Below are 4,366 nucleotides of genomic sequence, written 5' to 3' on the forward strand. Positions count from 1 at the left end.
TGCTTATTTCTAACTAAATTGAAAATTATTACAAATAAAAAAACTAATTTTAAACATCGGAAAATTGTGATTTTAAACTCGCAACTTTTCATGTACTAAACCGTTGCCTGTAATACGATTGAAAATCGTAAAACACAAAATAGTTTCCATATATTGAAACTTTTCACTAACTTTGTCGTCTAAATAGTAAGAAAAGGAATGAAACCTAAATTTGATGTTATATTTTTAGAACAAGCTATTGAGTTTGTGGAAAATTTAGACAATAAAACGAGAACGAAAATATTCTACAATATTGACAAAGCTAAATTAATAAATGATCCTAAACTTTTTAAAAAACTAAAAGATGAAATTTGGGAATTTAGAACAAAGTATAACGGAGTTCAAATTAGACTTTTTGCTTTTTGGGACAAAACAGAGAAAACTGAAACGTTAGTAATATCAACTCACGGAATTATTAAAAAAGTGAGTAAAGTTCCAAAGGGAGATATTCAAAAAGCTGAAAAATTGAGAGTGGAATATTTTAATCAAAAAAAACTTTAGAAAATGGAAACTACTAAAAAAATGAAAATGATGAGTTTAGACCAACTTAAAGATAAACATCTTGGAGAAGTTGGAACAATTGAAAGAGATAAATATGAGTTTGATTTAAAGATTGAGATTCTTGGAGATATGATAAAATCTGTACGAAAAGAAAGGCACTTAACTCAAGAACAATTAGGAGAATTAATTGGAGTGCAAAAATCTCAAATATCGAAACTTGAGAGAAATACGAGAAATGTTACAATTGAGACAATTTTGAAAGTATTTAAAGCTCTCAAAGCTAATGTGAAATTTAGCATAGAAATGAACGAGGGAGAATTTAAAGTAGCATAAAGTACTACAGGCAACAATGTATAACCAAAATTGTTGCATTTAGTAAAATAGAATGTTTCTTAATACTAATTTTATTAGTTTTATAAAACGAAAAATTGCAAAAACCAAAACAAAACTTTGGTTATACTAACCCGTTGTAATTCATAGCGGATTTCAGGTCTGAAATCCACAATTTGAGTTTTAAAGTGGTTTAAGAACTAGCCGATTAATTGAGTTGTCGGAGTTAACAACTGAAACGCAAAAAGATTGAGAATTGAAACGGTACGAATTTGAGCACAATTGCGGAGTTAAAAGTTGAAACGGTTAGGATTTTATCATTATAACGGATTTGAGCAATGAAACGGTTCGATTTTAGCATTACAACGGAGAAATGAGCTGGACGAAATCTATAAATAAAAAAGGGTAACTAAAATGAGAATATTTCCGAGCTTGACAATCATTACGGATTGAGTGTTGAAACGGAAAGATTTTTAGCACCAAATTGTAAAGCTACAAATTACAACAATGCGCATAAAAAATAGCTAATTCTATGATTAAAAGAAAAATTAAACTAAATTTAAACAAAAATTAAAGCTATGAAAATTTCGACTTCAATCTCGCAACTTTTCATGCACTAACCCGTTGTAAACAATGCCGAAAATCGAAATTCATTGAGAAATATATTTAAGAAAATATTTAATTCGTCCAAACGAAAAGAATGGAATGAAAACCATATTATTCATTGGAAAAAATCTTTAGAATTAGACGATTCTGGTTTTAGTGTTTTCCAAAATGAATTAGTTTCTAAATTAAAAAACGTTTTAATTGATTGCGGAATTGAATATATGACTGAAATAACTGAACATAAAGATTTAAACGACGAAAATAGAATTGTAAAAATGATAACGCTGATTTTAGATGAAAACTCTAAATTCTGGATTTATCACGATATGGCGGAATTGGAAATAAAAAAGCAACACGAAATTTATGAGGAATGGGGATATTTAAGACCCGATGATTTGATTAATCGATATTTGAAATCTACAAAAGAGTTATTAAAACTAAAAAAATACTGCTGAATAACAGAACTAACAAAAGCACAGTTTACAACAACGGCTATACTTAATTGCTTAGTTCTGTTCTACTTTGGAAAAATCTCTGATTTTTCCAACTTGGTTTTGTACTTAGAAAGTTAAGTGCTAAATTGTCGCAACTAAGCATAGCCAAACCGTTATAACCAATTAAACAGAAAGGAATAAAATGAAACATTTAGGAATTAAATTATTCGGATTATTACTATTATTAGTAATTGCGAGTTGCACAAACCACTTTGAAGAAGGTAAAAAACTTTTTGATAACAAAGATTATGATAAAAGCATAACGGAATTTAAGAAAGTATCAGAAAGCGATGATAACTATAATCAATCTCAGTTTCTGTTAATGAAAGCAGATAGTTTGATTGAAGTTATTCGAAGAGATAAATTTGTAAAAGATAGTATTGCCAATGTAAAAGAAAAAATAAGAAGAGACAGTATTGCGATAGTTGAAAAGAAACTGGCGATAGAAAAGGAAATTGAAAGGCTTCAAGTAGAATTAAAAAGTATTAAATCTTTTAACGGTTCTGAATATAGAGGAGAAGTAACTTCATTAACTATTGAAGTTGCTTTATTCTCAACTTGGGGAAAAATGGCAGAAGAAGCAAAAAATCACGAAAATCTAAAAATAAAGAAATTGGGAAAGAGTATTGAACAAAACTTAAAATCTTTACAATTACGAGAGTTTCCAAAGATTAGAGCAAATTATGCAAAAATTCTTAAAAATAAACTTTGGGAAGAAAATATAGAAGTTAAGAGTTTTGGTTCTCGAAAAACAACACTTCAATTTACTGGTGGAATTTTTGCTTCAAACAAAAACAAAAAAGATTTTCAAACAACACTTTCACAAACATTTAGAGATTTTAGATTTAAAAGGGTTAATTATAAATGGTATGAGTATGATGACGAATATACATATTACACAATTAGTTCTGATAAAGACAGTAAGATAAAAATATATTAATAAAAGGTTATAACAATGTATATAGTTTATGGCGGTTAAGTGCTGGATTTGAACGTTTTAACAATAAATAAACATCGGTATAAGTTGAAAGATTTGTGTTTCAAAAACCGCCACAAACCATATACTCACCGTTGTGTTTAATAGCGGATTTCAGGTCTGAAATCCACAATCTGAGTTTTAAAGTAGTTTAAGAACTGTCAGAATAATTAAGCTGTCGGAGTTGAGAGCTGAAACGAAAAAAGATTGAAAAACAGGATAAATTTAACTTAACTCCTACTCTATCGAATTGAGAATTGAATCGGTACGAATTTGAGCACAATTGCGGAATTAAAAGTTGAAACGGTCAGATTTCCCTATCAAAACGGAGTTTGAGCATTAAATCGGTTTGATTTAAGCAAAACAGCGGAGAAATAAGCTGAACGAAATCCATAAATGAATAATTGTAACTAAACTGAAAACATTTCCGAGTTTGACAATCATTACGGAATTAAAAGTTGGAACGGTACGATTTTTTCTCACCAGATTGTAAAGCTACTAAAACACAACAATGCGCATAAAAAATTGCTTATTCTATGATTAAAAGAAAAATTAAACTAAATTTAAACAAAAATTAAAGCTATGAAAATTTCGACTTCAATCTCGCTACTTTTCATGCACTAACCCGTTGGCAACCATTACCAATCACACTATAAAAAATGATAACAGAAGAAGGAAAAAATAAAAGAGTTGAAAAATTTGATTACTATCAAATAAAATCAATTGAAAGCTTTTACGCATTTCAAAAAACTATAACAACTTTATCAATTGGTTTTCTTGCTATTTTTGTCGGATTTAGACCTGAAAATATAAAATGTGAACTTACTAAAACATTTTTCTTTTCTACAGTTCTATTATTCGGACTATGTATCCTTTTTTCGTTAATAACGCAATACGGAGAATTAAAGCTTTATCGTAAATCAGCGGTTGCTCGGGCGAATATACTATTAGATTACATTCAGACCCGTGACGGAAAAACTTACCAATCTGAATATGTAAAAACAAATTGGCTTTATAAAACTTCCGAAAAATTGACATATTTTTGTTTGTTATTATCCATTTTATCATTGATTGTTTACTCTTATTTTTTAATGTTTTTTTAAATTCCATAATAACTAAATTTTAATTTCAATCACTTAAAATGGCGGACTGAATAAACCATAATCTGAAATAAAAAACGGTTGCCAACAACGTATAACGTTCATAACGGCTGAAATTCCTATCGGAATTTCACGCTTATTTACTATCTTTGGTTTTAATCGGAAAAGCACTACGTGTTTTTCCCGTTACGAAACGTTATACAAACCGTTGCCATTAATAGTGACCCGTCCTGAAATATGTATACACTAAACCACAAGTATATGTATAAAAATGACAGAGTAACTAGACGTTACAGCGAACCTTTCAAATTAAAAATTTT

General features: G+C 28.9%; 5 protein-coding genes. All 5 read left to right on the forward strand.

The window, feature by feature from the left end; translation table 11 throughout:
* Positions 1–198 precede the first annotated feature (198 nt).
* The 5 genes from QM495_RS07575 to QM495_RS07595 all read left to right on the forward strand — a co-directional run bounded on the left by QM495_RS07575 (position 199) and on the right by QM495_RS07595 (position 4,049).
* Positions 199–540 (forward strand): type II toxin-antitoxin system RelE/ParE family toxin, encoded by a 342-nt coding sequence (locus QM495_RS07575; protein WP_408671505.1) that lies wholly within the window; start codon positions 199–201, stop codon positions 538–540.
* Between the two features lie 3 nt (positions 541–543).
* Positions 544–873 (forward strand): helix-turn-helix domain-containing protein, encoded by a 330-nt coding sequence (locus QM495_RS07580; RefSeq protein WP_115882780.1) that lies wholly within the window; start codon positions 544–546, stop codon positions 871–873.
* Positions 874–1,523: 650 nt separating this feature from the next.
* Positions 1,524–1,931 (forward strand): hypothetical protein, encoded by a 408-nt coding sequence (locus QM495_RS07585; protein WP_408671506.1) that lies wholly within the window; start codon positions 1,524–1,526, stop codon positions 1,929–1,931.
* Positions 1,932–2,112: 181 nt separating this feature from the next.
* Entirely contained in the window at positions 2,113–2,910 is a 798-nt protein-coding gene (locus tag QM495_RS07590) for a hypothetical protein (protein WP_408671507.1), read from the forward strand.
* Between the two features lie 695 nt (positions 2,911–3,605).
* Complete coding sequence (locus tag QM495_RS07595; protein WP_408671508.1) at positions 3,606–4,049, forward strand: hypothetical protein; 444 nt, start codon at positions 3,606–3,608, stop codon at positions 4,047–4,049.
* Positions 4,050–4,366: the final 317 nt, after the last annotated feature.

The organism is Lutibacter sp. (genome assembly GCF_046055765.1).
Classification (GTDB): Bacteria; Bacteroidota; Bacteroidia; order Flavobacteriales; family Flavobacteriaceae; genus Lutibacter.

Coding starts and splice junctions, on each gene's coding strand:
- QM495_RS07575 (WP_408671505.1), top strand. CDS start 199: ATGAAACCTAAATTTGATGTTATATTTTTAGAACAAGCTATTGAGTTT.
- QM495_RS07580 (WP_115882780.1), top strand. CDS start 544: ATGGAAACTACTAAAAAAATGAAAATGATGAGTTTAGACCAACTTAAA.
- QM495_RS07590 (WP_408671507.1), top strand. CDS start 2,113: ATGAAACATTTAGGAATTAAATTATTCGGATTATTACTATTATTAGTA.
- QM495_RS07595 (WP_408671508.1), top strand. CDS start 3,606: ATGATAACAGAAGAAGGAAAAAATAAAAGAGTTGAAAAATTTGATTAC.